This is a genomic window from Pseudomonas sp. PA-1-6B, from assembly GCF_021609545.1.
Taxonomy (GTDB): domain Bacteria; phylum Pseudomonadota; class Gammaproteobacteria; order Pseudomonadales; family Pseudomonadaceae; genus Aquipseudomonas; species Aquipseudomonas fluorescens_BV.
In genome coordinates this window covers 57,546-82,158 of sequence record NZ_WJZM01000004.1, presented here as the reverse complement: position 1 = coordinate 82,158, position 24,613 = coordinate 57,546, and the positions used below count along the sequence as shown (strand labels likewise).

The 24,613-nt window shown below is 60.0% G+C and carries 24 protein-coding genes and 4 tRNA genes; 9 read left to right on the top strand and 19 right to left on the bottom strand.

The genetic code is table 11. From position 1 onward, the window contains the following. The first annotated feature begins 1 nt into the window (after window position 1). Window positions 2–175 carry a DUF3094 family protein gene (locus tag GIV35_RS03880; protein ID WP_034126248.1) on the top strand — a complete coding sequence of 58 codons (174 nt, stop codon included), beginning with the start codon at window positions 2–4 and terminating at the stop codon, window positions 173–175. A 60-nt stretch (window positions 176–235) separates the two neighbouring features. Continuing rightward, window positions 236–1,534: an NAD(P)/FAD-dependent oxidoreductase gene (locus GIV35_RS03875; protein WP_032903990.1), complete on the top strand. Its 1,299-nt coding sequence runs from the start codon at window positions 236–238 to the stop codon at window positions 1,532–1,534. A 128-nt stretch (window positions 1,535–1,662) separates the two neighbouring features. On the opposite strand, the gene GIV35_RS03870 is transcribed toward GIV35_RS03875, so the two are convergent. The 7 genes from GIV35_RS03870 to rluD form a co-directional block, all read right to left on the bottom strand. Beyond that, window positions 1,663–1,739 (bottom strand) — tRNA-Pro (locus tag GIV35_RS03870). 94 nt (window positions 1,740–1,833) lie between these two features. Then, window positions 1,834–1,909, bottom strand: a tRNA-Lys gene (locus tag GIV35_RS03865). Window positions 1,910–1,914: 5 nt separating this feature from the next. Then, window positions 1,915–1,991: transfer RNA gene (locus tag GIV35_RS03860), tRNA-Pro, on the bottom strand. Window positions 1,992–2,000: 9 nt separating this feature from the next. Then, window positions 2,001–2,076: transfer RNA gene (locus tag GIV35_RS03855), tRNA-Asn, on the bottom strand. Window positions 2,077–2,371: 295 nt separating this feature from the next. After that, a complete protein-coding gene (gene clpB / locus GIV35_RS03850) occupies window positions 2,372–4,936 on the bottom strand; it encodes an ATP-dependent chaperone ClpB (RefSeq protein WP_003188426.1) in 2,565 nt (854 codons plus the stop codon). Window positions 4,937–5,071: 135 nt separating this feature from the next. Then, on the bottom strand, window positions 5,072–5,797 hold the full coding sequence (gene pgeF / locus GIV35_RS03845; protein WP_105225691.1) for a peptidoglycan editing factor PgeF: 726 nt from the start codon (window positions 5,795–5,797) through the stop codon (window positions 5,072–5,074). After that, window positions 5,794–6,756, bottom strand: coding sequence for a 23S rRNA pseudouridine(1911/1915/1917) synthase RluD (gene rluD / locus GIV35_RS03840; protein ID WP_003188422.1), 963 nt, complete (start codon window positions 6,754–6,756; stop codon window positions 5,794–5,796). Before rluD ends, pgeF begins: the two co-directional genes overlap by 4 nt. Window positions 6,757–6,905: 149 nt before the next feature. On the opposite strand from rluD, the gene GIV35_RS03835 reads away from it, so the two are divergent. Beyond that, complete coding sequence (locus GIV35_RS03835; RefSeq protein ID WP_034128050.1) at window positions 6,906–7,931, top strand: outer membrane protein assembly factor BamD; 1,026 nt, start codon at window positions 6,906–6,908, stop codon at window positions 7,929–7,931. Window positions 7,932–8,058: 127 nt separating this feature from the next. After that, window positions 8,059–8,292, top strand: a complete 234-nt coding sequence (locus GIV35_RS03830; protein WP_034128051.1) for a PP0621 family protein — start codon at window positions 8,059–8,061, stop codon at window positions 8,290–8,292. On the opposite strand, the gene thiO is transcribed toward GIV35_RS03830, so the two are convergent. Genes thiO through pilV form a run of 5 tightly spaced genes read right to left on the bottom strand, consistent with a single transcriptional unit; the run spans window position 8,279 to window position 11,580 of the window. Then, window positions 8,279–9,388 (bottom strand): glycine oxidase ThiO, encoded by a 1,110-nt coding sequence (gene thiO / locus GIV35_RS03825; RefSeq protein ID WP_223023427.1) that lies wholly within the window; start codon window positions 9,386–9,388, stop codon window positions 8,279–8,281. The two genes, GIV35_RS03830 and thiO, sit on opposite strands and share 14 nt — an antisense overlap. A 59-nt stretch (window positions 9,389–9,447) precedes the next feature. Next, a complete protein-coding gene (locus GIV35_RS03820; protein ID WP_223023426.1) occupies window positions 9,448–9,852 on the bottom strand; it encodes a type IV pilin protein in 405 nt (134 codons plus the stop codon). An 11-nt stretch (window positions 9,853–9,863) separates the two neighbouring features. Then, window positions 9,864–10,394 (bottom strand): pilus assembly PilX family protein, encoded by a 531-nt coding sequence (locus GIV35_RS03815; RefSeq protein ID WP_200647636.1) that lies wholly within the window; start codon window positions 10,392–10,394, stop codon window positions 9,864–9,866. Beyond that, window positions 10,394–11,101: a PilW family protein gene (locus GIV35_RS03810; RefSeq protein WP_200647637.1), complete on the bottom strand. Its 708-nt coding sequence runs from the start codon at window positions 11,099–11,101 to the stop codon at window positions 10,394–10,396. The genes GIV35_RS03815 and GIV35_RS03810 overlap by 1 nt, the downstream gene beginning before the upstream one ends. After that, window positions 11,101–11,580, bottom strand: a complete 480-nt coding sequence (gene pilV / locus GIV35_RS03805; RefSeq protein WP_105225687.1) for a type IV pilus modification protein PilV — start codon at window positions 11,578–11,580, stop codon at window positions 11,101–11,103. The genes GIV35_RS03810 and pilV overlap by 1 nt, the downstream gene beginning before the upstream one ends. 197 nt (window positions 11,581–11,777) lie before the next feature. Between pilV and GIV35_RS03800 the strand changes: the two genes are divergently transcribed. Further along, window positions 11,778–12,359 (top strand): GspH/FimT family pseudopilin, encoded by a 582-nt coding sequence (locus GIV35_RS03800; protein ID WP_198715303.1) that lies wholly within the window; start codon window positions 11,778–11,780, stop codon window positions 12,357–12,359. Here GIV35_RS03800 and ispH read toward each other — a convergent pair. The 6 genes from ispH to murJ all read right to left on the bottom strand — a co-directional run bounded on the left by ispH (window position 12,313) and on the right by murJ (window position 19,834). Then, on the bottom strand, window positions 12,313–13,260 hold the full coding sequence (ispH, locus tag GIV35_RS03795) for a 4-hydroxy-3-methylbut-2-enyl diphosphate reductase (protein WP_032893637.1): 948 nt from the start codon (window positions 13,258–13,260) through the stop codon (window positions 12,313–12,315). The two genes, GIV35_RS03800 and ispH, sit on opposite strands and share 47 nt — an antisense overlap. A gap of 181 nt (window positions 13,261–13,441) precedes the next feature. Then, the gene (locus GIV35_RS03790) at window positions 13,442–13,879 is read right to left on the bottom strand and encodes an FKBP-type peptidyl-prolyl cis-trans isomerase (RefSeq protein WP_169855857.1); all 438 of its coding nucleotides are present in this window, start codon (window positions 13,877–13,879) and stop codon (window positions 13,442–13,444) included. A 7-nt stretch (window positions 13,880–13,886) separates the two neighbouring features. Next, the gene (gene lspA, locus GIV35_RS03785) at window positions 13,887–14,399 is read right to left on the bottom strand and encodes a signal peptidase II (RefSeq protein ID WP_003188406.1); all 513 of its coding nucleotides are present in this window, start codon (window positions 14,397–14,399) and stop codon (window positions 13,887–13,889) included. Then, window positions 14,392–17,223 carry an isoleucine--tRNA ligase gene (ileS, locus tag GIV35_RS03780; RefSeq protein WP_105225685.1) on the bottom strand — a complete coding sequence of 944 codons (2,832 nt, stop codon included), beginning with the start codon at window positions 17,221–17,223 and terminating at the stop codon, window positions 14,392–14,394. Before ileS ends, lspA begins: the two co-directional genes overlap by 8 nt. Before the next feature lie 14 nt (window positions 17,224–17,237). Next, window positions 17,238–18,176 carry a bifunctional riboflavin kinase/FAD synthetase gene (gene ribF, locus GIV35_RS03775; RefSeq protein ID WP_003188404.1) on the bottom strand — a complete coding sequence of 313 codons (939 nt, stop codon included), beginning with the start codon at window positions 18,174–18,176 and terminating at the stop codon, window positions 17,238–17,240. A gap of 119 nt (window positions 18,177–18,295) precedes the next feature. Next, window positions 18,296–19,834: a murein biosynthesis integral membrane protein MurJ gene (murJ, locus tag GIV35_RS03770; protein WP_054919406.1), complete on the bottom strand. Its 1,539-nt coding sequence runs from the start codon at window positions 19,832–19,834 to the stop codon at window positions 18,296–18,298. A gap of 253 nt (window positions 19,835–20,087) precedes the next feature. Here murJ and rpsT point away from each other — a divergent pair, with 253 nt between their 5' ends. Continuing rightward, on the top strand, window positions 20,088–20,366 hold the full coding sequence (gene rpsT, locus GIV35_RS03765) for a 30S ribosomal protein S20 (RefSeq protein WP_003188401.1): 279 nt from the start codon (window positions 20,088–20,090) through the stop codon (window positions 20,364–20,366). Window positions 20,367–20,674: 308 nt separating this feature from the next. Here the strand turns inward: rpsT and GIV35_RS03760 are convergent, their stop codons facing one another. Next, entirely contained in the window at window positions 20,675–21,160 is a 486-nt protein-coding gene (locus tag GIV35_RS03760) for an FKBP-type peptidyl-prolyl cis-trans isomerase (RefSeq protein ID WP_027606858.1), read from the bottom strand. Here GIV35_RS03760 and GIV35_RS03755 point away from each other — a divergent pair. The 3 genes from GIV35_RS03755 (at window position 21,159) to GIV35_RS03745 (ending at window position 24,528) form a co-directional block, all read left to right on the top strand. Beyond that, a complete protein-coding gene (locus tag GIV35_RS03755) occupies window positions 21,159–21,449 on the top strand; it encodes a DUF3565 domain-containing protein (protein WP_329609835.1) in 291 nt (96 codons plus the stop codon). The two genes, GIV35_RS03760 and GIV35_RS03755, sit on opposite strands and share 2 nt — an antisense overlap. 79 nt (window positions 21,450–21,528) lie before the next feature. After that, a complete protein-coding gene (gene pta / locus GIV35_RS03750) occupies window positions 21,529–23,628 on the top strand; it encodes a phosphate acetyltransferase (protein WP_003188396.1) in 2,100 nt (699 codons plus the stop codon). Beyond that, a complete protein-coding gene (locus tag GIV35_RS03745; protein ID WP_198715300.1) occupies window positions 23,629–24,528 on the top strand; it encodes an acyltransferase in 900 nt (299 codons plus the stop codon). Window positions 24,529–24,613: the final 85 nt, after the last annotated feature.

Below are 24,613 nucleotides of genomic sequence, written 5' to 3'. Positions count from 1 at the left end.
TATGACCAGCCGCCTGAAACCCGATGACCAAGAGCGTGTCGAAGAGTACCTGCGACTTTCCCAGCACAGAGTCGAGCGCAAGCCTTTCCGGCCGTGGCTGCTCCTCTGCGTGGTGCTGGTCGTGGTAATCGGGCTCGGTGCGCTGAGCCGCCTATTGAGTTACCTGACGCTATGAGTCGCCTGGCGCTCGCGAGGGTAACTGCTCCGATTTCTTTTAGCCTTGCGAGATATCCCCATGACCCATCGTATTATTATCGTCGGCGGCGGTGCCGGCGGCCTGGAGTTGGCTACCCGCCTGGGTAAGACTCTGGGCAAGCGTGGCAAGGCCAGCATCACGCTGGTCGACACCAACCTGACCCATATCTGGAAGCCGTTACTGCACGAAGTCGCGGCCGGCTCACTGAACTCATCTGAAGACGAACTCAACTATGTTGCCCAGGCGAAATGGAACCACTTCGAGTTCCAGCTAGGGCGCATGAGCGGGCTTGACCGTGAGCAGAAGAAAATCCAGCTGGCCGCCACCCTCGACGAAGAAGGCCGCGAACTGGTGCCTGCCCGCGTGCTGGGCTATGACAGCCTGGTGATTGCGGTAGGCAGCACTACCAACGACTTCGGCACTGAGGGCGCAGCGCAACATTGCCTGTTCCTCGATACCCGCAAGCAGGCCGAGCGCTTCCATCAGCAACTGCTCAACCACTACCTGCGCGCCCATGCCGGGCAGACCGACGCCGTTGAACAGATTAGCGTCGCCATCGTGGGTGCCGGTGCCACCGGGGTCGAGCTGGCCGCCGAGCTGCATAACGCCGCCCATGAACTGGCCGCCTATGGCCTGGATCGTATCAAGCCGGAAAACATGCACATCACCCTGATCGAAGCCGGCCCGCGGGTATTGCCTGCACTGCCGGAGCGGATCGGTGGGCCAGTGCACAAGACCCTGGAAAAACTAGGGGTGACGGTACTGACCAACTCGGCGGTCAGTGAAGTAACTGCCGACGCCTTGATCACCAGCAGCGGCCAGGTGATTCCGGCCAGCCTCAAAGTCTGGGCGGCCGGTATCCGCGCACCCGGTTTCCTCAAGGACATCGACGGTCTGGAAACCAACCGCATCAACCAGCTGCAAGTCCTGCAAACTCTGCAAACCACCCGCGACGAAAATATCTTCGCCTTTGGTGATTGCGCCGCCTGCCCGCAACCGGGCACCGACCGCAATGTGCCGCCACGGGCCCAAGCGGCTCACCAACAGGCGTCGCTGCTGGCCAAATCGCTCAAGCTGCGGATTGAAGGCAAGGAGCTGCCGACCTACACGTACACCGACTACGGCTCGCTGATCTCGCTGTCGCGCTTTTCCGCGGTGGGTAACCTGATGGGCAACTTGACGGGCAGTGTGATGCTGGAAGGCTGGCTGGCGCGGATGTTCTACGTGTCGCTGTACCGCATGCACCAGATGGCGCTGTATGGGTTCTTCCGCACGGCGATGCTGATGCTGGGCAGCAAGATCGGCCGCGGCACCGAGCCACGCCTTAAATTGCATTAACAACCTGGTCTCGAAGGAGGCCTGGCAAATGTGGGAGCGGGCTTGCTCCCACATTTGTTTTGCAGAGAATTCAGGATTCGCGAGCACAAAAAAAATCCCCGTATCTTTCGATACGAGGATTTTTAGTATGGTCGGGGTAGGGGGATTCGAACTCCCGACATCCTGCTCCCAAAGCAGGCGCGCTACCGGACTGCGCTATACCCCGGTAATAAAAAGGCGACCTTTCAGTCGCCTTCTTCGATCAGCGCTTTTGGCCTCTGATCTTAAGATTCGATTCCAGCGTTAACTGGTCTCAAAAATGGTGGGTCGTGTGGGATTCGAACCTACGACCAATTGGTTAAAAGCCAACTGCTCTACCAACTGAGCTAACGACCCAAATATGGTCGGGGTAGGGGGATTCGAACTCCCGACATCCTGCTCCCAAAGCAGGCGCGCTACCGGACTGCGCTATACCCCGGTTTGAAATTGGCTCCGTGACCAGGACTCGAACCTGGGACCCAATGATTAACAGTCATTTGCTCTACCGACTGAGCTATCACGGAACTACATATTTCAAAGTTACTGCTGTGTTGCTTCCTCTTCGACCCTGTCCGTATCGCTACGTTAGCGTCTCTGAGGCGCGCTATTCTACAATCTTAAAAACCCCTGTCAACCCTTTAAATTGCTTTTAAGACAATGATTTGCGCTTCTTTCTGATTTCTTCTTGGGGAGAAGAAACCCGTGGGCTGACGTTGCTGCGGGGCGCACTTTACAAGCCTTTGCCTTACAGTTCAACGCCCTATCGAAAAAAAAGGCCCCGCAATGCGGGGCCTCCTGTGGTTGCGCCAAGCGCAGGGCTTAATGGAAGACGATTTCGTCGTCTTTCACCGTCGCCGTGACGCGGGTGCCAGGCATAAAGCTGCCCGACAGAATCAGCTGCGCCAGTGGGTTCTCGATCCAGCGCTGGATCGCACGTTTGAGTGGCCGTGCGCCATACACTGGGTCGTAACCGACCGCGATCAGCTTATCCAACGCTTCGCCGCTCAGCTCAAGGTCCAGCTCGCGCTCAGCCAAGCGGCTACGCAGGCGGCCCAACTGAATCTCGGTGATGCCCGCGATCTGATCCCGCGCCAGAGGCTCGAAGATCACCACTTCATCGACCCGGTTGATGAATTCCGGACGGAAGTGCGTGGTCAACGCGTCCATCACCGCCGCACGCTGAGCTTCACGATCACCCACCAATTCCTGGATCTGTGCCGACCCCAGGTTGGAAGTCATCACGATCACCGTATTGCGGAAGTCCACCGTACGCCCGTGGCTGTCCGTCAAGCGACCATCCTCCAGCACCTGCAGCAAGATGTTGAACACATCCGGGTGCGCCTTCTCGACCTCATCCAGCAAGATCACCGAGTAAGGCTTGCGCCGCACGGCTTCGGTCAGATAACCGCCCTCTTCATAGCCTACATAGCCTGGCGGTGCACCGATAAGGCGAGCCACCGAGTGTTTCTCCATGAATTCGGACATATCGATCCGCACCATGGCCTCTTCAGTATCAAAGAGGAACTCGGCCAGGGCCTTGCACAACTCGGTCTTACCCACACCGGTCGGGCCGAGGAACATGAACGAGCCGCTTGGACGGTTCGGGTCGGACAAACCTGCCCGGGAACGCCGTACCGCGTTGGACACCGCCACCACTGCCTCTTCCTGGCCGATGACGCGCTGATGCAACAGGCTTTCCATCTTAAGCAACTTGTCGCGCTCGCCTTCGAGCATCTTAGACACGGGAATACCGGTCCACTTGGAGACTACTTCGGCAATTTCTTCCTCGGTCACCTTGCTGCGCAGCAACTGGTTTTCAGGCTTGCCGTGCTGGTCGACCATCTGCAGGCTGCGTTCCAGGTCCGGGATCACCCCATACTGCAACTCGGCCATGCGGTTCAGGTCGCCTTTGCGGCGCGCCGCTTCCAGTTCCTGGCGGGACTGCTCGATTTTCTGCTGGATCTGCGCCGAACCCTGTACTTCGGCTTTTTCCGAGGTCCAGATTTCTTCGAGGTCCGAATACTCACGTTCCAGGCGGACAATTTCTTCCTGGAGTTTTTCCAGGCGCTTCTTGGCCGCTTCGTCTTCTTCTTTCTTCAATGCCTGGGATTCGACTTTCAGTTGAATCAGGCGCCGATCCAGGCGATCCAGCACTTCCGGCTTGGAATCGATCTCCATACGGATGCGGCTGGCCGCTTCGTCGATCAGGTCGATAGCCTTGTCCGGCAACTGGCGATCGGTGATATAGCGGTGGCTCAATTTGGCCGCCGCAATAATCGCACCGTCGGTGATCGCCACCTTATGGTGGACCTCATAGCGCTCTTTCAGGCCACGCAGGATCGCGATGGTGTCTTCTTCGCTGGGTTCTTCCACCAGAACTTTCTGGAAGCGACGCTCAAGGGCTGCGTCCTTTTCGATGTACTGACGGTATTCGTTGAGCGTAGTAGCACCGACGCAGTGCAACTCACCCCGCGCCAAGGCGGGCTTGAGCATGTTGCCGGCGTCCATGGAGCCTTCGCCCTTACCGGCGCCGACCATGGTGTGCAATTCGTCGATAAACAGAATGATCTGCCCTTCCTGCTTCGACAATTCGTTAAGCAGGGATTTGAGGCGCTCTTCGAACTCACCCCGGAACTTGGCACCGGCAATCAGCGAGCCCATATCCAGAGACAGCAGGCGCTTGCCTTTGAGGCCGTCTGGCACTTCACCATTAATGATGCGCTGGGCCAGGCCCTCGGCAATCGCGGTTTTACCCACGCCAGGTTCACCGATCAACACCGGGTTGTTCTTGGTGCGACGTTGCAACACCTGGATGGTGCGACGAATCTCGTCGTCACGGCCGATCACCGGGTCCAGCTTGCCTTCTTCGGCACGCTTGGTCAGGTCGACGGTGTATTTGTCCAGGGCCTGGCGCGACTCCTCATGGTTAGGGTCGTTCACCGCCTCGCCGCCACGCAGGTTGTTGATGGCGTTTTCCAGGGCTTTCTTGCTCACGCCCTGGCCCAGCAACAATTTGCCGAGCTTGCTGTTGTCGTCCATGGCGGCGAGCAGCACCAGTTCGCTGGAGATGAACTGGTCACCTTTCTGCTGAGCCAGGCGGTCGGCCTGGTTGAGCAGGCGCGCCAGATCCTGGGACATATTCACGTCACCGGTGGGATTCTGGATTTTCGGCAGTTGGTCGAGCTCTTTGCTCAACTCCTTGCGCAGACTGTTAACGTCAAAGCCCACCTGCATCAGCAAGGGTTTGATAGAACCACCTTGCTGTTCCAGGAGTGCCTGCATCAAGTGCGCAGGCTCAATGGCCGGGTGGTCGAGGCCCACCGCCAAGGATTGAGAGTCGGACAAGGCCAACTGTAATTTGCTGGTTAAACGATCAATACGCATTAGTCACCTTCCTTTTGAGCAGGCCGGAGCTATGAACAAACACATCCTGAATGAAGAAACCTGCCAGATACCCTTATAGATGGGGTGGATTCTGGGCGTTTCAAGCGGCGGACGGTTGATACAGATCAGGACAGTCTAGCGTTCAAGCCAGATAAGGGAGGCGAATCGGCCCGTACGCGGGCTGCGGCGATAAGAAAAGAAACGCGGGTCGGTCACAGTGCACAAACCGCCACCATACACAGCGGAAACACCGCGCACTCCCAGACGCAGACGCGCCAGCTGGTAGATGTCGGCCATGAACTTGCCAGCGTTGTGGCTGGGAACAAAGGCTTCAGCGGTGGCCGGCAGTTGCTGCATGAACACTTCACGCACTTCCGGGCCGACCTCGAAGGCTTGCGGGCCAATGGCAGGGCCGAGCCAGACCAGAACGTCTTCAGGGGCGGTATCCAGGCTTTCGAACGCGGCCTCCAGTACCCCAGCCGCCAAGCCACGCCAACCGGCATGGGCTGCGGCAACCCGGGTGCCCGCCCGATTACAGAACAGCGCAGGCAGGCAATCGGCGGTCATGGATGTGCAGGCGATGCCAGCGGTGCTGGTCCAACTGCCGTCTGCCTCGACAGTACGGCCCGGATCGGCCTCAACCACCTGAGTGCCATGGACTTGACGCAACCAGGCAGGCTGGATATCAAAGGCGTCACTCAGGCGACGACGATTTTCAAGGACGGCCTCAAGGCTGTCCTCGACATGATCGCCCAGGTTGAGGCTGTCGAACGGCGCCAGGCTGACGCCGCCCGCACGGGTGGTGACGCAGGCTTTTACCCGAGCCGGCGCGGGCCAGTCAGGTATCAGCCAGTCATTCATCCGACAAACGCCTCGCGATCCTGCTTGAGCAGCGAAAGCAGCCAGACCAGATCGTCTGGCAGTGGCGATTCCCAGCTCATGCGCTTACCGCTCGTCGGATGATCCAGTTCCAGGAAGCGTGCATGCAGTGCCTGGCGCGGGAACGTCTTGAGCGACTCAACCATGGTCTGGCTGGCCGCCGGCGGAATACGGAAGCGGCCACCGTAGGCTGGGTCGCCGACCAACGGGAAGTTGATGTGCGCCATGTGCACGCGAATCTGGTGGGTACGCCCGGTTTCCAGCTTGACCCGCACATGAGTGTGGGAGCGGAAACGCTCCAGCACACGGTAGTGGCTGACGGCCTGCTTGCCGCCCTCCATCACCGCCATACGCTGGCGCTGCTGGCCGTGACGACCAATGGGAGCGTTGATCTTGCCACCGGCCACAACGACGCCGATCACAATGCACTCATAGATGCGGCTGACGCTACGGCTCTGCAATTGCGTAACCAGTTGCGTCTGCGCCTGAATGGTCTTGGCTACCACCATAAGGCCGGTGGTGTCCTTGTCCAGACGGTGCACGATGCCGCAGCGCGGCACATTGATGATGTCCGGCACGTGGTGCAACAGGGCATTGAGCAAGGTGCCATCAGCGTGCCCGGCGGCCGGGTGAACCACCAGGCCCGCGGGTTTGTTGATGACCAGGATGTCGTCGTCTTCATAGACGATATCCAGCTCGATGTCCTGGGCAACCCATTCTCCCTGGGCTTCCTGCTCGGCAGTCAGCTCAAGAATCGCACCGCCATGGACTATGTCTCGCGGGCGGATAACCGCTCCATCCACAGTCAGGCGGCCGTCTTTGATCCAGGCGGAAAGGCGCGAGCGCGAGTGCTCAGCGAATAATTGTGCGGCGACTTGATCGAGGCGTTGGCCGCCCAATTCGGACGGCACCTCTGCGCGAAGTTCAATTTTATCGGACATGCTCAGACTAGGCGTGGCGTAGCCTTTGGTTTCGGCTGCGCGCTTGTGGTTAAATACGGCGTCTTTTGCCCCGAGGCTTTCAACGGGGCGCTCATCATAACAGGACGGCCCCGCCCAAGACAGCGGCCGTCATAGGGACGCAAGCCGCCATGCAAGTGAAACACCTGCTGCTGATCGCCATCCTCGCCATGACTGCTGCTTGCTCGTCAACAAAGGACGTCGTCGACGAAAACCTGAGCGAAGTCGAGCTGTACCAGCAAGCTCAGACAGACTTGGACAATAATAGCTTCACCAGCGCCACAGCGAAGCTGAAGGCATTGGAGTCGCGTTACCCGTTCGGCCGCTATGCCGACCAGGCCCAGCTTGAGCTGATCTACGCCAACTACAAGAACGCCGAGCCGGAAGCTGCCAAGTCCGCTGCCGAGCGTTTCATCCGCCTGCACCCGCAGCATCCGAACGTGGACTACGCCTACTACATGAAGGGCCTGACCTCGTTCGACCAGGATGTTGGCCTGCTGGCGCGCTTCCTGCCGCTGGACATGACCAAGCGCGACCCGGGTGCTGCCCGCGACTCCTATAACGAGTTCGCCCAGCTGACCAGCCGCTACCCCAACAGCCGCTATGCGCCGGACGCCAAGCAGCGCATGATCTACCTGCGCAACCTGCTGGCTTCGTACGAGATCCACGTGGCCCACTACTACCTGACCCGTCAGGCTTATGTGGCCGCAGCCAACCGTGGCCGCTACGTGGTGGAAAACTTCCAGGAAACCCCGTCCGTGGGTGACGGCCTGGCCGTGATGACCGAGGCTTACCAGCGTTTGCACCTGGACACCCTGGCGACTACCAGCCTGGAAACCCTGAAGCTCAACTACCCTGACCACCCTAGTCTGAAAGACGGCCAGTTCGTGCCTCAGGTTGACGAAGCGGACAACCGTTCGTGGCTGAGCAAGTACACCCTGGGCCTGATCGAGTCCCGTCCACCGCTGCCGCCAGGTGAAACCCGCGCCAACCAGGACGTGATCAAGCAGTACCAGGACGCCAAGGACGCCATTCCTTCGGAGCTCAAGCCGCACGACGAGAACGGCGATGTGATCGAAGAAGAAGAGCCGCAAGCCCTGGGCGACAACCAGGACCGTTCGTGGTTCAGCTACATGACCTTCGGTGTGTTCGACTGATTGTTCGACGCAACGCAAAAGGGAGCTCTGAAGGAGCTCCCTTTTTTATGAGCGAGTATTTATTGCGCTGTGCGCCCGTGACCACCTTGGCTAAACTGGCGCATTCCTTGTCGAGAAACTGCCCATCATGCTTCGTCTACTGTTCTGGATTGCCGTCATTGCTGCCGCGGTATGGTTCTGGCGCAAATTCAAAAACCCTGCCTCCCGTCAGCAACGGCCTGCCGAGCCGGATGCAGCCCTGATGGTGCGCTGCGCTCACTGTGGCGTGCACCTGCCGCAGGACCGCGCACTGAGTTCACGTCAGGAATGGTACTGCACCCAGGCGCACCTGGAACAAGGGCCAAAGTCTATCCAGCGTTGAGGCGACCTGCGGGGGCGTAAGGCACTGGATCGATGATCGGAGCCCGCGCCAGCAGCAAGTCGGTGAACAACTGGCAAGATGCTGGTGCGAGTACCAGACCATTGCGGTAATGCCCACAATTGAGCCACAGCCCCCTGAAGCCAGGGACCTCACCGATAAACGGTATACCTTCGGGTGAGCCAGGCCGCAAACCGGCCCAATGCCCGACCACCTCGGCGTCCGCCAAGGCGGGAATCAGTTCCTGCGCAGATGCCTTGAGGCTTTCAAGCGCGGTGTCGGTCGGCGTCTTGTCGAATCCTTCATGCTCCAACGTGCTGCCGATCAGGATGTGCCCATCCCGCCGCGGGATCGCATAACGCCCCTTGGCCAGGACCATGCTGGATAAAAAATCGGACGCGCATTTGTACAGGATCATCTGGCCTTTAACCGGCTCCACGGGTAGCCCCAAGCCCAGCGTACCCAGCAATTGCCCGCTCCAGGCGCCGGCCGCGAGCACCACCTGATCCCCCAAAACGTGGCCCGTAACGGTATTCACACCCACCACCCTGCCGCCGCCGAGTACAAAGCCCGACACATCGCATTGCTCGCGAATCGTCACGTTCGGCAACGCCAGCAGCGCCACCTTCAATGATTTGACCAGGCGCGGGTTGCGAACATTGGCCACGTTGGCCATGTAGATCGCCTGGGAGTAGCCGCCCCCCAGCACCGGCACCGCGTCATGGGCCGCCGATACATCCACCTTGCTCAACGGTCGCCCTTCACGGACAGCCCAGGCCAGTGCTTGCGCTTCGTCATCCAGGTCGAGCCAATACAAACCCGTGGTATGTACCTCTGGATCGACGCCGGTAGCAGCAAATAGCCGTTGCGCCAGTTGCGGGTAAAAATCCTGGGACCAATGGGCCAAGGCAGTGACCGCCTGGCTATAGCGCCACGGGTACAACGGCGAGACAATCCCACCGCCCGCCCAGGAAGCCTCTTGCCCAAGCCCACCGCGCTCCAGCAGCGTGACCGTCTGGCCCTCACTGGCGAGGTTGTACGCCGTCAACAGACCGATTACTCCGCCGCCGACAATCACCACTTGCTGTTGCTTAGCCATCATTTGATCCAGCCGATAAACAGGGAAAGGCGCGCCCGGCGCCCACGCTTCAAGTACGCTCATTCTTGCCCCCAGCAGACCTTGGGCGACATTTCAGGCCCTGCTCCCGGGTTGCCGCGCATACCGGTGCTGGTCAAGCTGAATGCTGCGCACGCGTCGTTCGCCATGACCGAGTCCGCAGCGGGTGTGGCGAGCAGGTCAAAATCCTGAGGGTTGAGAACGGCACTGATTCTATAATGATCATTGCCCGCGCTGACGTCGCCTGCATCAATAAAAGTGCCATTCCTCGTATAAGAACGCTCCAGGTACTGGGCCTGTTCGCTCAACAACGCGACGATCTGCGCCCGATACATCTTCTTCACCTGGCTGAGGTACCCGGGATACGCAATCCCGGCCAGCAACGCGATGATCGCCACGACGATCAGTAACTCAATCAGGGTAAAACCCTGGCTCTCCTTGCCCATCCGATTGCTCCTTATTGAAGTTGCCGCCATAAGACCCGTCGAAACCTGACGCGGCCGCCCTCCTCTACACGGGCATAGACCGTCTCCAGCACCGTGCGAGATTGCCCCGCGAGACCGACCGAAGTGACCCGAAAAAGCGTGGCCAGGGAATGGGGCGGCAAATGAGCCAGCCCTTCACCCTCCCCGAGGGATTGAATGCCATAAAACCCATTTTTCAAGGCAAGCCAGGTGACCGCCGAGACAGGGTTCGTCCCGGCCGCCGTCAAGGAAGACGCTTCAGCAGGCGGCGCACAGCGGATGATCGAGTGGCAGACAGGCATCGCCTGGCCAACCTTTTGCACGGCCGACTCCCCCAACCTCAGGCCGCTTTCGGCAGATTGAAACGATTGATTGCGATGCCACAGGCTGCTCGCGACTTTTTGCTGGGAGACCGCAGCCTGTATTGATGACACTCCCACCTGCGACAGCACCAACAGGAACACCAGACTGATCAGCAGCACCATGCCGGTCTGCCCTGCTCGAATGCCACCATGCATGGTCATTACCCCAGCCGATTTCGCAGTGCCGCAACGACACTATAGGTCTGGTCCTTCACCCGCCCAGCGGGGTCTTGAAGGGTCATCAGGATGCGCACGCTGCGTATCAGCGACTCATCGGCCGGATGGCTGTCATAGCGCACCACAACTGTCGATACCGAGGTGGCCGCCATGCCGAAGCTGACGTCGAATGCCCGCACGTTATCCATCAATACCGCCTTGGCCGGTGCTGCCGGGGTACTGATCTTCAACTGACCCGATTCGTAGGTGTAGGTAAGTTGGCGTATGCCAAAGCGAAGTTGGCCGGGTTCGGCTCCGGGCGGTGTGCCTGCATAAGCCCTGGCCGCCTCCTTGCAGTCGGACAACACTGTCCAGTCAGTCTTGCTGACGCCATCGCCGACATTCGCGGTCACCAGCGTCAGTGACTTCGCACTCCCCGCCGCCTCCCAGCTTATCGGCCGATCAAAGGCTGCCGGAGCATTGTCGATAGCGGCCACGGCCAAACACCCCAGCATGCCTGCCTGGCGAATATCCTGGGTGATCTTGCTCAGCACAAACCGCGCATCATCCTGCAGCAGCATGGCGGCCTGCTGGCTGGCATGGGTCAACCGCGAACTGATCAGTATCTGGCTCGCACCAAGTATCAAAACCAACCCGATGGCAAGCGCCAGCAACACTTCCACCAGACTGAAACCTCGCCCAAGACGCTTCATTACCTCTCTCCCTGTTCAGTGCCGATGCGGCTGGTCAGCGTGAAGGTTTCCCGCGCACCTGGACGGTTTGCTGCCCGGGCATCTGCCCAACTGATGCTGATGGTGACCTCTTGCCCGTTCACCACCACTGAACCTTTGGCATCCTCACCGGCAAAACCCGTGATATTGGCCTCGAAATCGTGCAGGTCGAGATCACGCACGCTGGCGGTGGCAGTGTTGGGCGGCGCCAGCTGGGCCCTGCCCCATGTGTAATCGGCGCCAGCATTGGTGCGAATGCGGTCGAGCATGTCATAGGCAATAAAACTGGCTTGGCTGGTCATCCTGGCACTGTTGGTGTACTTGAGCGCGTTGAGTTGCAGCACCGCAGCGCCCATCAGGCCGATCGCCAAAATCAACAGCGCTACCAGCACCTCGACCAGTGTCATGCCGGATTGGCGCGAGTGCGCAACGCGCAGGAATCGGTTCTGGCAGGCTGGCATTTCCGTCGTCATCCATGTCGAAGGCCGGTGAAAAAAAGCAGGCAAGACCTGCTGTGCGACCCAAGACTAGCGTCGGTTTTCGAGCGGCGCTGCTCCCGGAACAAAGGGAAATACTTTGGACATAAAGGCCATCATCCAGCGCCAAGGACCAGGCGCTATACCTAGAAAACCCACTCGCGCCCATGGAGGGAACGCACATGAAACAACAAGGATTCACCCTGATTGAGATGTTGCTGGGGCTGATCGTCACCAGTTTTCTCGCGCAACTGGCCGTACCCGGTTTCAAGGGTTTGCTTGAATCGCAGCAACGACAAAGCGCGGCCCAAGCACTCGCCTCCGGGCTGCGCTACGCACGCACCGAGGCCATTGCGCGCAACCGGGCGGTGGTCATTCATGCGAAGGACGAGGACTGGAGCCTGGGATGGCGCGTGATACTGGATGTGAGTGGGCGCGGCCACCTGGATGACGACAATCCGGTATTGCTGGAGCGCGAGAGCAATGGGCGCGTGCCGGTCGCCGGTAATGGCCCGGTTACGAGCCAGGTGCGCTTCAGCGGCCTGGGGGAGCCAGTGTTCGCCGGCGGGGGATTTCGTGCCGGCACCGTGCATGTGTGTGACAAGGACCATGCACAGAGCGTGTATCAGATCGTGCTGGCCCCCAGCGGGCGCGTCAGCCTGCGCAGTGACAAGACCGAACAGGCATTATGCCGAGGCTATTCCAGCACCCTGGCCGTCAGAGCAGCGAGCGGACCCGCAGTTCCTTGGGCATCGAGAACGTGATGTTTTCTTCACGACCCGCCAGCTCATCGGCGCCGGTAGCACCCCAGGCTTGCAACTGTTGGATCACACCGCGCACCAGCACTTCCGGAGCGGAGGCACCCGCCGTGATGCCGATACGCTCAACACCATCGAACCAGCTGCGCTGCATGTCTTCGGCACCGTCGATCAGGTACGCCGGCGTGGCCATGCGTTCGGCCAGCTCACGCAAGCGGTTGGAGTTGGAACTGTTAGGGCTGCCGACCACCAGCACTACATCACACTCATTCGCCAGTTGCTTGACCGCATCCTGGCGGTTTTGCGTGGCGTAGCAGATGTCATCCTTGCGGGGGCCGCCAATGGCAGGGAATCGCGTGCGCAGGGCATCGATGACGCGGCTGGTATCGTCCATGGACAAGGTGGTCTGGGTAACGAAAGCCAGGCGGTCGGGATTGTGCACCTGCAAGTTGGCGACGTCTTTTTCGTCTTCAACCAGGTAGATGGCGCCGCCGTTGCTGGCGTCGTACTGGCCCATGGTGCCTTCGACTTCCGGGTGACCGGCATGGCCGATCAGGATACATTCGCGACCGTCGCGGCTATAGCGCGCCACTTCGATGTGCACCTTGGTCACCAGCGGGCAGGTGGCATCGAATACTTTTAGGCCACGGCCGGCCGCTTCGGTACGTACGGCCTGGGACACGCCATGGGCACTGAAGATGACGATAACGTCGTCGGGTACCTGGTCGAGTTCTTCGACAAAGATCGCACCGCGTGCGCGCAGGTCTTCGACCACGAACTTGTTATGCACGACTTCGTGGCGCACATAAATCGGCGGCCCGAAGACTTCCAGGGCGCGGTTGACGATTTCGATCGCCCGGTCCACGCCAGCGCAGAAGCCACGGGGGTTGGCGAGTTTGATTTGCATGCTGTGCCTCGTGCCTTGCAGGCCAAGAAATTGGATCAACTCAGCTCTATAGAATAAGCGTCTGTGTGAGCGGGCTTGCCCGCGATGCAAACGTCTCGATGTATCAGGTACACCGAGGTGATGCTATCGCAGGCAAGCCAGCTCCCACACAAGCCAGCCCCACAGGAACCGGTTTCGTCAGTTAGAGCGCTTTAACGTCGATGATTTCAACATCAAACGTCAAGGTTTTACCGGCCAACGGATGGTTGAAGTCGATGGTCACTTGCGCATCATCGAAGGCTTTAACCACACCGGGCAATTCGGTATTCGCCGCATCATTGAAGATCACCAGCAAGCCTTCCGACAGGTCCATACCCTCGAACTGCGAACGCGGGATGATCTGCACGTTTTGCGGGTTGGGTTGGCCGAAGGCGTTTTCCGGCAGGATCTGCAGGTTGCGCTTGTCGCCCGCCTTGAACCCGAACAATGCCGCTTCAAAACCAGGCAGCAGGTTACCGTCGCCAACCTTGAAGGTCGCCGGGGCTTTGTCGAAGGTGCTGTCTACCGTATCGCCATTCTCCAGGCGCAATGCGAAATGCAAAGTGACTTCCGTGTTCTGGCCGATGCGTTGCTCAGCCAATACCTGATCAGTCATTGACGGTTTCTCCGGTTTTCTTGCTCTTGAACATATCCAGCGCCAGCATGATTGCACCAACGGTGATGGCGCTGTCGGCAAAGTTGAACGCCGGGAAGTAGTGGCGGTTTTGCCAGTGCACCAGGATGAAGTCGATCACATGGCCCAGGGCGATGCGGTCATACAGGTTACCCAGCGCGCCGCCCAACACCAGGGCCAGCGCGATAGCCAGCCAGGTGTCGTCGCGACCCAGGCGCTTTAGCCACACCACCAGCACGGCACTGACCACCACGGCGATCACCGCGAACAGCCAGCGCTGCCAGCCACCGCCGTCAGCGAGGAAGCTGAAGGCGGCGCCAGTGTTGTAGGCCAGGGTCCAACTGAAGTAATCCGGGATCACCACAATCTGCTGGAACATTTCCAGGGAGCCCTCGAAGTGAGCCTTGCTGACCTGGTCAATGACCAGCACCAGCAGGCTCAGTACGAGCCAGCCCAGACGTCCGAAACGACTGGCTGCATTAGGCATAGTGGCGAACCTCGCCTTCACCGCTGATGTTATCGACACAACGACCGCAGATTTCCGGGTGCTCAGGGTTCACACCGACATCTTCACGGCAGTGCCAGCAACGGGCGCATTTAGGGAAGGCCGATTTCACCACCTTGAGCTTCAGGCCCGGCACCTCGGTGACCACGGCATCTGCCGGGGCCTGGGCGAAAGGTGCCAGGCTCGCGGTGGAGGTGATCAGTACGAAGCGCAGTTCGTTGCTCAGCTTGGCCAGGTCGGCAGTCAGGCCATCCTCGGCAAACAGGGTGACTTCGGCTTGCAGGTTGCCACCCACGGCCTTGGCCGCACGCTGGACTTCCAGTTCCTTGTTCACCGCAACCTTGACGGCCATGACGCCTGCCCAGTACTCGCGGCCCAGTTCGAAGTCGGCCGGCAGTTCGGTCAAGCCTTCGTACCAGGTGTTGAGCATGACGGACTCGTTACGCTCGCCCGGCAGGTATTCCCACAGCTCGTCGGCGGTGAACGCCAGGATCGGTGCGATCCAGCGCACCAGCGCTTCGCTGATGTGGTACAGCGCGGTCTGCGCCGAACGGCGAGCCTTGCTGTTGGCGCCGGTGGTGTACTGGCGGTCCTTGATGATGTCGAGGTAGAAACCGCCCAGCTCCTGCACACAGAAGTTGTGGACCTTGGAGTAGACATTCCAGAAGCGGTATTCGCCGTAGTGCTCTTGCAGCTCACGCTGCAGCAACAGGGTACGGTCCACAGCCCAACGGTCCAGCGCGAGCATGTCTTCGGCCGGCAGCAGGTCGGTGGCCGGGTTGAAACCGGTCAGATTCGACAGCATGAAGCGCGCGGTATTGCGGATACGACGGTAGGCGTCGGCGCTGCGTTGCAGGATCTGCTCCGAAACAGCCATCTCACCCGAATAGTCAGTCGAGGCCACCCACAGACGCATGATGTCGGCGCCCAGGGTGTCATTGACCTTTTGCGGCGCAATCACGTTGCCCAGGGATTTGGACATCTTGCGGCCGTTCTCGTCGACGGTGAAACCGTGGGTCAGCAGTTCGCGGTACGGTGCGTGGTCGTCGATGGCGCAACCGGTCAGCAGCGACGAGTGGAACCAGCCACGGTGTTGGTCCGAACCTTCCAGGTACAGGTCGGCACGCGGGCCGGTCTCGTGGCCCATCGGGTGCGAGCCACGCAGCACGTGCCAGTGGGTGGTGCCCGAATCGAACCACACGTCGAGGGTGTCGCTGATCTTGTCGTACAGCGGCGCTTCGTCGCCCAGCAGCTCGGCGGCGTCCAGCTTGAACCAGGCTTCGATACCTTCCTGCTCAACGCGCTGGGCCACAAGCTCCATCAGTTCGACGGTGCGAGGGTGCAGCTCGCCGCTTTCCTTGTTCAGGAAGAACGGAATCGGCACGCCCCAGTTACGTTGGCGGGAGATGCACCAGTCCGGACGATTGGCGATCATCGAATGCAGGCGCGCCTGGCCCCAGGCCGGAACGAACGTGGTGTCTTCGATGGCCTTGATCGCGCGGTTACGCAGGGTATCGCCGCTGGTCGGCTCTTTGTCCATGCCGATAAACCACTGCGCAGTGGCGCGATAGATCAGCGGGGTCTTGTGGCGCCAGCAGTGCATGTAGCTGTGCTTGATGGTTTCGGTGTGCAACAGCGCACCGACTTCCGAGAGCTTGTCGATGATCGGCTGGTTGGCCTTGAAGATGAACTGACCGCCGAAGAACTCCAGGGACGGCGCGTACACGCCATTGCTTTGCACTGGATTCAGGATGTCGTCGTTGACCATGCCATAGGCTTTGCAGGTCACGAAGTCGTCTACGCCATAGGCGGGCGCAGAGTGAACGATGCCAGTGCCGGCGCCCAGCTCCACGTAGTCAGCCAGGTACACCGGCGACAGACGGTCATAGAACGGGTGACGGAAGTTGATCAGCTCCAGCGCGGAACCCGTGGTGGTGGCGATCACCGAACCTTGCAGCTCGTAACGCGCCAGGCACGACTCGACCATTTCCTCGGCCAGCACCAGCAGGCGATCCCCAACGTCCACCAGGGCGTAGGTGAATTCCGGGTGCACGTTCAGCGCCTGGTTGGCCGGGATGGTCCATGGGGTGGTAGTCCAGATCACGATGGCGGCCGGCTTGGCCAGGCTTGCCAGGCCGAAAGCCTCGGCCAGCTTGGCGTCGTCGGCGATCGGGAAGGCCACGTCGATGGTCGAGGACTTCTTGTCTTCGTACTCCACTTCCGCTTCGGCCAGGGCCGAACCGCAGTCGAAGCACCAGTTCACGGGCTTGAGGCCCTTGAACACGAAACCGCCTTTGACGATTTCGGCCAAGGCGCGGATTTCACCGGCCTCGTTCTTGAAGTTCATGGTCTTGTAGGGGTTGTCCCACTCGCCCAGCACACCCAGGCGAATGAATTCGGACTTCTGCCCTTCGATCTGCTCGGCGGCGTAGGCACGGCACAGTTCGCGGGTCTTGTCCGCGCCCAGGTTCTTGCCGTAAGTCACTTCGACTTTGTGCTCGATCGGCAGGCCGTGGCAGTCCCAGCCCGGGACATACGGCGCGTCGAAGCCCGACAGGGTCTTGGAGCGCAGGATCATGTCCTTGAGAATCTTGTTCAGCGCGTGACCGATGTGAATCGTGCCGTTGGCATAAGGAGGGCCGTCGTGCAGGACGAATTTCGGACGATCCTTGCCAATTTCGCGCAACTTTCCGTACAGGCCAATACTGTCCCAGCGCTGCAGGATCTGCGGTTCGCGCTGTGGCAGGCCGGCCTTCATTGGGAAGGCGGTGTCCGGAAGGTTTAGCGTGGCTTTATAGTCGGTCATTTAAGGCTCTTCGGTTAGCGATGGGCGCTAGGTGCGGCTAGTGCACGGGCGGCGGCGACATCCGCATTGATCGCCGTTTTCAACGCCTCCAGGGAGGCGAAACGCTGCTCTTCACGCAGCTTCTGGTGGAAAACCACCGTCAAACGCCGGTCGTATAAATCTCCGGCAAAATCCAAAAGGTGAACTTCCAGGTGGGCCTTGCCATCACCTGCAACCGTGGGTCTGACGCCTATATTGGCGACTCCCGGCCACGATTGGCCATCGATGTCGACACTTACCAGGTAAACCCCGGTCAGCGGCACACGACGGCGCTTGAGTTGCACGTTGGCGGTTGGCGTGCCCAATTGGCGCGCCAGCTTCTGGCCGTGCAATACCCGTCCGGCAATGCGGAACGGGCGACCGAGCAAACGCTCGGCCAGGTCGAAGTCGGCGGCGGCCAGGGCGTTACGCACCTGGGTGCTGCTCACGCGCAGGCCGTCCAGTTCGACGGTTTGCGCGGCTTCGACAGTGAAACCCTGATTGACACCGGCATGTTGCAGGAAATCGAAATCCCCGACCCGGTCACAACCGAAATGGAAGTCGTCGCCGACCTCCAGGTGTTGCACCCCCAGCCCATCGACCAGGATGCGGTCGACGAACTCGGCGGCGCTGAGGCTGCGCAGACGTTGGTTGAAAGCCAGACAGAGGACACGGTCCACGCCCTCCTCCGCCAACAGCTGCAACTTGTCCCGCAAGCGCGCCAAGCGTGCCGGCGCCGTTTCCGGGGTAAAGAACTCCCGCGGTTGTGGCTCAAAAATCACCACGCAGCTGGGCACGCCCAACTCGACCGCACGCTCGCGCAGCCGAGCCAGGATAGCCTGGTGGCCACGGTGAACACCGTCAAAGTTGCCAATAGTGGCGACGCAGCCCCGATGCTCGGGGCGCAGGTTGTGGAGACCTCGAACCAGCTGCATAACGCGCTTCTTGCTCATAAAGTGGTCGATTATAACCACACCCAGCCCCGGACGACAGGCAACAGCGCAGGCCAAATGGGTCGAATCGATAAAACAACTGTTTTATCGCGGCAAACTCGCTATCCCAGCGACTTGCGATTGAAATCGCGCAGGCGGAAGCCCTGCAACAGCAACATCCCGAAGTACACCACCACGCCCGCCACTACCAATGCGCCCAGGCGCATGAAGCGCTCCAGCATATTGCCCTGGCCCCAGGCCGGCATGATGTGCATCAGGCCAAACAGCACAACCGACATCGCCGCTACCGCTACCAGCAGCTTGAGCGCAAACACACCCCAGCCTGGCTGCGGCTGGTACATCTGTTTTTTGCGCAATTGGTAAAACAGCAGACCTGCGTTTATGCATGCCCCCGCGCTGATCGCCAAGGCCAGGCCGGCATGGGCCAGCGGGCCGATAAACACCAGGTTGAGCAGTTGCGTGACAACCAGGGTGAAAATCGCGATTTTCACCGGCGTGCGGATGTTTTGCTGGGCATAGAAGCCGGGCGCCAGCACCTTGATCACGATAATGCCGAGCAGGCCGACAGAGTAGGCGACCAACGCATGCTGGGTCATCAACGCGTCATGGGCGTCGAACTGCCCGTATTGAAACAGCGAGACCGTCAGCGGCTCGGCGAGGATGCCCAGGGCCAGGGCGCACGGCAACACCAGCAGAAAGCACAGGCGCAGGCCCCAATCGAGTATGCGTGAGTATTCCTGGCGATCCTTGCTGGCGTAGGTGCGCGCCAGGGTCGGCAGTAGGATGGTGCCCAACGCCACGCCCAGCACACCGGATGGCAATTCCATCAGGCGGTCGGCGTAGTACATCCACGACACCGAGCCGGATACCAGCAACGAGGCGAACGCGGTGTTGATGATCAGGGAAATCTGACTGACCGACACCCCGAGGATTGCCGGCAGCATGTTGCGCATCACGCGCCAGACGCCGGAATCCTTGAGGTTCAAGCGCGGCAGTACAAGCATGCCGATTTTCTTCAGGTGTGGCAGCTGGTACAACAACTGTGCCAGGCCGCCGGCCAGCACCGCCCAGCCCAGCGCCATGACGGGTGGATCGAAATACGGCGTAAGGAACAGCGCAAAAATAATCATGCTGACGTTCAGCAAGGTCGGCACAAAGGCCGGTACCGAGAAACGATTCCAGGTATTGAGGATCGCCCCGGCGAGCGAAGACAGGGAAATCAGCAATATATAAGGAAAGGTCACCCGCAGCAGATCAGTGGTCAGCGCGAACTTTTCCGGCGTATTGGCAAAACCGGGCGCCGTGGCCCAGATCACCCACGGCGCGGCGAGCATCCCGACGATGGTTACCAGCATCAGCACCAGCGTCAGCAAACCCGAGACGTAGGCGATGAACGTACGAGTCGCCTCCTCGCCATGCTGGGTCTTGTATTCGGCCAGAATCGGCACGAACGCCTGGGAAAACGCGCCTTCGGCAAAGATCCGCCGCAACAGGTTGGGCAGTTTAAAGGCAATAAAGAACGCATCCGTGGCCATGCTGGCGCCAAAGATGCGGGCCAGCAGGGTGTCGCGCACGAACCCCAATACCCGGGAAATCATCGTGATAGAGCTGACGGCAGCCAACGATTTGAGCAGATTCATTGAAAGAGTTTGCGCCTATAGATAAAGAGCAGGCGAACTACGCGCCCACTTATGCGATACTGCGCGCCTGCAACAGCACAGAGCCAAAGCTCGCGAGTTTACAGGTCAAGCGCCGGAAATAAATCACCCGCCTCTTCAGATCGACCACTCAGCAGTTCGCATCAGCCGCCCTTGACAACCCGTCAAGTCATCGGCATGATTCGCGGCCTATTTTGTTTGCTATTTCCTAAAAAGTCTTTCGAGGAGCTCGACGGTGGCCAACACACCTTCCGCCAAAAAACGTGCAAAACAGGCTGAGAAGCGTCGCAGCCACAACGCCAGCCTGCGTTCCATGGTTCGCACCTACATCAAGAATGTAGTCAAAGCCATCGACACCAAAGACGCTGAAAAAGCTCAAGCAGCTTACGTTCTGGCTGTGCCTGTTATCGACCGTATGGCCGATAAAGGTATCATCCACAAGAACAAGGCCGCTCGCCATAAGAGCCGCCTGAATGGCCACATCAAGGCTCTGAGCGTTCCTGCTGCAGCCTAAGTGGTAACAACTGCAACGCAGCTCAGGCTGTGTAACAGTTAAGAAATGCCCCGTACCGAAAGGTCCGGGGCATTTTTGTTTGTGCTTAATTCAGGACGGTACAGATCAAAATGTGGGAGCGGGCTTGCCCGCGATATAGACAACTCGGTACAGCAGGCATACCCAGTTGATGCCATCGCAGCGGTGCGACGATTCGACAAGCCAGCTCCCACATTTTGACTGCGGAGTATCAGGTGAATATTTCCAACCCAAAAAAAACGCCCCGAACCAGTCGGGGCGTTTTTGCTACCACTTGATCAAAACATCAATCAATGGTGATGACCGCCTTCACCGTGGACGTGGCCGTGAGCCACTTCTTCCTGGGAAGCGTCGCGGATGGCCACGATCTTCACTTGGAAGTTCAGGCGCTGGCCAGCCAGAGGGTGGTTGCCGTCAACGGTAACGTCGTCGCCGTCCAGGTCGCGGATGGTGACGATCTGCATTTGGCCGTCCGGCGCGGAAGCGTGGAACTGCATGCCCACTTCCAGCTCATCAACACCTTCGAACATGCTGCGGCTCAAGGTGCTGACCAGTTCGGCGGAGTATTCGCCGTAGGCATCTTCAGGTTCTACGGCGACAGTCAGTTCGTCACCGACGCTCTTGCCTTCCAGAGCCTTTTCCAGGCCCGGGATGATGTTGCCTGCGCCTTGCAGGTAAACCAGCGGCGCGCCGCCGGCGGAGCTGTCGATGACCTCACCAGCGTCGTTGGTCAGGGTATAGTCGATGGAGACAGCCTTGTTAGCGGCGATCGTCATGGGGCGAGACCTTTTGCATAAGAATGAAGAACGGACAAGTCTAAACAAGGATTTGCCCGAAAGCGAACAGAACCCGGACAGACGGGGCCGACCAACGGTCTCTATCATCACCGGATTCCACCAGGACGACGACCTGCACTGGGTGGCCGAGCTGTCCTGCGGCCACACCCAGCACCTGCGCCACCAGCCGCCGTGGCAGTCGCGCGCCTGGGTGCTCGACCCCGCGCAACGCCTTGAAAAAATAGGCCAGGCCTTTGCGTGCGGCTGGTGTGCGCAAGGGCACGAATAACGATAACCTTGGCGCCTGATTCGCGGTAGGCACTCACCCATAGAGCGCCACCCAAGCCATGCACCTCCAGAGAATTCGCATGCAGACTTTTTTTATCGCGCCCACCGATTTTGGTGTGGGTCTGACCTCCATCAGCCTTGGGCTGGTGCGCACCCTGGAACGGGCCGGCCTGAAAGTCGGCTTTTTCAAACCCATTGCCCAGCCACACCCTGGCGATACCGGGCCGGAACGCTCTACCGAGCTGGTGGCGCGCACCCACGGCCTGAAACCGCCGCAGCCCCTGGGCCTGGCTCACGTAGAGCGCATGCTCGGCGACGGCCAGCTCGATGAGTTGCTCGAAGAGATCATCACCCTTTACCAGCAGGCAGCCGTAGGCAAAGACGTGCTGATCGTCGAAGGGATGGTGCCAACCCGCAGCGCCAGCTACGCGGCACGGGTCAACCTGCACCTGGCCAAGAGCCTGGACGCGGAAGTGATCCTGGTCTCGGCGCCGGAAAATGAAGTGCTCACCGAGCTTTCCGGCCGTGTGGAATTGCAGGCCCAACTGTTTGGCGGCCCCAAAGACCCTAAAGTGCTGGGCGTGATCCTCAACAAGGTGCGCACCGACGAAAGCATGGAGGCGTTCTCGGCGCGCCTCAAAGAGCATTCGCCGCTGTTGCGCAGCGGTGATTTCCGGCTGCTCGGCTGCATCCCCTACCAACCCGAGCTGAATGCCCCGCGCACCCGCGACGTAGCTGACCTGATGGGCGCGCAGATCCTCAACGCCGGCGACTACGAAAGCCGGCGCATGACCAAGATCATCATTTGCGCGCGCACCATGCGTAACACTGTCGAGCTGCTCAAACCCGGCGTGTTGGTGGTGACCCCGGGAGATCGCGATGACATCATCCTCGCCGTCAGCCTGGCCGCCATCAATGGCGTGCCGCTGGCCGGGCTGCTGCTGACCAGCGACACCCTGCCCGACCCACGCATCATGGATCTGTGCCGAGGCGCCTTCCAGGCCGGGTTACCGGTGTTGTCGGTGAGCACCGGCTCCTATGACACTGCCAACCAGCTCAATAGCCTCAACAAGGAAATCCCTATCGATGACCGCGAGCGTGCGGAAATCATCACCGACTTCGTCGCCAGCCACCTCGATGCGCGCTGGCTGCACCAGCGCTGCGGCACGCCAAGGGAGATGCGCCTGTCGCCGGCAGTGTTCCGTTACCAGTTGATCCAACGCGCCCAGGCCGCCAACAAACGCATCGTGTTGCCCGAAGGCAGCGAGCCACTGACCGTACAGGCCGCCGCAATCTGCCAGGCCCGGGGCATTGCCCGGTGCGTGCTGTTGGCCAAGCCTGCAGATGTGGAGGCAGTCGCCCGCGCCCAGGGTATCGACCTGCCCGAAGGCCTGGAGATTCTCGACCCCGACCTGATTCGCCAACGCTACGTGGAGCCAATGGTCGCCTTGCGCAAGAGCAAAAGCCTCAACGCGCCCATGGCCGAGCAGCAACTGGAAGACACCGTGGTGATCGCCACCATGATGCTCGCCCTCGACGAAGTGGATGGCCTGGTCTCCGGCGTGATTCACTCCACCGCCAACACCATTCGCCCCGCGCTGCAGCTGATCAAGACCGCGCCGGGCTGCACCCTGGTGTCGTCGGTGTTCTTCATGCTGTTCCCCGAGCAGGTGCTGGTGTACGGCGACTGCGTGATGAACCCGCACCCAAGCGCTGCGGAACTGGCGGAAATCGCCCTGCAAAGCGCCGACTCGGCGGCGGCGTTCGGCATCACGCCACGGGTGGCGATGATCAGCTACTCCAGCGGCGACTCGGCCAGCGGCGAGGAGGTGGAAAAAGTCCGCGAAGCCACCCTGCTCGCCCACGAACAACAAAGTTCGTTGCTGATCGACGGCCCGTTGCAATACGACGCCGCCGCCAACGAAAACGTCGCCCGACAACTGGCGCCCAACAGCCAGGTGGCGGGCAAGGCCACCGTCTTTGTGTTCCCGGACCTGAACACCGGCAACACCACCCACAAAGCCGTACAACGCAGCGCCGATTGCGTGAGCCTGGGGCCGATGCTTCAGGGCCTGCGCAAACCGGTCAATGACCTGCCACGTGGCGCCCAGGTGGACGACATCGTGTACACCATCGCCCTGACGGCGATCCAAGCCGCCAACCGACCCATGGATATCTAAATGCTGGATTTTCTACCTGCCGCCGTGCGCGGGGTGATCGCTTCGCTGTTGCTGGCGCTGAACACGATCCTGCTGTGTTCGTTCCTGTTTATCGTGGCGCTGTTCAAGGCGCTGCCGTTCGCCAAGCGCCTGAGCGAATGGCTGATGAACCACACCCACGAAGCCTGGGTTACCAACAACAAGGGCTGGATGAACCTGGTGCGGCGTACGCGCTGGCACCTGACTGGCCTTGAGGGCCTGGACTACCAGCACTCGTACCTGGTGACCAGCAACCATCAGAGCTGGGTCGACATCATGGTGTTGCAGTACGTGCTCAATCGGCGCATTCGCCCGCTGAAGTTCTTCCTCAAGCAAGAGCTGATCTGGGTACCGGTGATTGGCCTGGCGTGGTGGGCGCTGGGCTTTCCCTTCATGAAGCGCTACAGCAAGGCTTATTTGGAGAAGCACCCGGAGAAGAAAGGCAAAGACCTGGAAACCACACGCAAGACCTGTGCGAAGTTTCGCGACAACCCCGTGGGGATTTTCAACTTTGCCGAAGGCACACGTTTTACGCCGGGCAAGCATGCGCAGCAACAGTCACCGTTTCGCTACTTGCTTAAACCCAAGGCGGGCGGCATTGCGTTTGTGCTGGATGCCATGGGCGAGCAGCTCAAATCACTGGTCAATGTGACCATCCACTACCCCGGCGGGCGCCCAGGTTATTGGGATTTGCTGTGCGGCAATGTGAAGGACGTGGTGGTGCACTTTGAAGAGGTGCAGATCCCGGCCGAGTTCATCGGCAAGAATTATGAGCAGGATGAGGAATATCGGCTGGCGTTCCAGGGCTGGATCAACCAGTTGTGGCAAGACAAGGATGCATTGCTGGAGCAGCTTCACAAAGACTTTCCGGCCAGCCGCTGATCACATGTGGAAGCAAGCCAGCTCCCACATTGACCGAGTCCACATTTGAGAATATGTAAAAAGCCCGCCACCGATCACTCGGTGG